This window comes from Micrococcus sp. HG099, assembly GCF_024723355.1.
Lineage (GTDB): Bacteria > Actinomycetota > Actinomycetes > Actinomycetales > Micrococcaceae > Micrococcus > Micrococcus endophyticus.
Genome location: NZ_JANQCJ010000259.1, coordinates 1 through 1,059 on the forward strand (window position 1 = coordinate 1; position 1,059 = coordinate 1,059).

General features: G+C 80.1%; 2 protein-coding genes. Both read left to right on the forward strand.

Going from position 1 to position 1,059, the window contains the following annotated elements; all coding sequences use genetic code 11:
* On the forward strand, window positions 1-536 hold a 536-nt coding region (locus tag NWP10_RS12080), incomplete at its 5' end, for a hypothetical protein (protein ID WP_258301064.1).
* A gap of 106 nt (window positions 537-642) precedes the next feature.
* Window positions 643-1,059: copper resistance CopC family protein (locus NWP10_RS12085; RefSeq protein WP_258301065.1), on the forward strand; the 417-nt coding region annotated here is incomplete at its 3' end.

The window sequence follows — 1,059 nt, forward strand, 5'->3', positions numbered from 1 at the left end:
GGGCCGGCCTGCCGGACGCCCGCGTGGCCGCCTTCGCCGCCGTGCTCGCCGCCCCGGTGTGCACCGCGCTGGCCGGCCGCGCGCTCTCGCTGTGGCGCACCGCCGCCGCGGTCGGCGTCGCCCAGGGCCTGTTCCACGTGCTCTACGGGATCGCCGCCGGCGGCCACGCCGTGGCCCCCGCCGCCGGGGTCGACCCGGCCCACCTCCACCACGCCGCCGCCGCGGCGGGACCCCTGGTCTCCGTGAGCGCCGGGCCGGTCGCCGGACACGTCCACGCCGCCGACCCGCTGATGCTCGCCGCCCACGCGGCCGCGGCGGTGCTCACCGTGCTGGTGCTGCGCCGCGGCGAGGCCCTCGTGCTCGCCGTCGCCGAGCGCGTCCTCCAGGCCGTGCTCCCGCGCGCCGCCTCCGCCGGCCCGCTCCCGCTTCCGTCCCCCGCGCGCGTCCCGGCGCTGCCGGCGCCGCGGCCGACGGAGTCCCTCGTCCTGCTGGGCACCCCGGGGCGGCGCGGACCGCCCTTCGCCCTCGCGGCCTGACGACGCCGGCCCCCCGCGTCCTCGAGGCCCGACCGCGCCCGACGACCCTTCGGCACGGTCCGCCCGCGGCGTCCGCCGCGGACCCGAGCGGACCGGTGAGGACACCATGCATCACCCCCATGAGAACGCACGCCCGCGCCGGGGAGCCGGCCGCGCCGCCCGCACGGCGGCCGGCCTGGCCCTGATCCCGGCGCTCGCCCTGGCCGGGGCCGCCCCCGCCGCCGCCCACGACGAGCTCGTCCGCACGTCCCCGGGCGTCGACGAGACCGTCGGCACCGCGCCCGAGCGGGTCGCCCTGACCTTCAGCGGCGACCTGATCGACGGCGAAGGCATCCAGAACCTGCTCCAGGTGAGGGACGCGGCCGGCAACCAGTGGCAGGCCGAGCCCGGGACCGTGGACGGTCCCGGCTTCTCCGCGCCGCTGTGCGAGGGGCTGCCCAACGGCGACTACCGCGTCGCCTACCGGGTGGTCTACTCGGACGGGCACTCCGAGGAGCGCGCGTTCGGGTTCGCCGTGGACGAC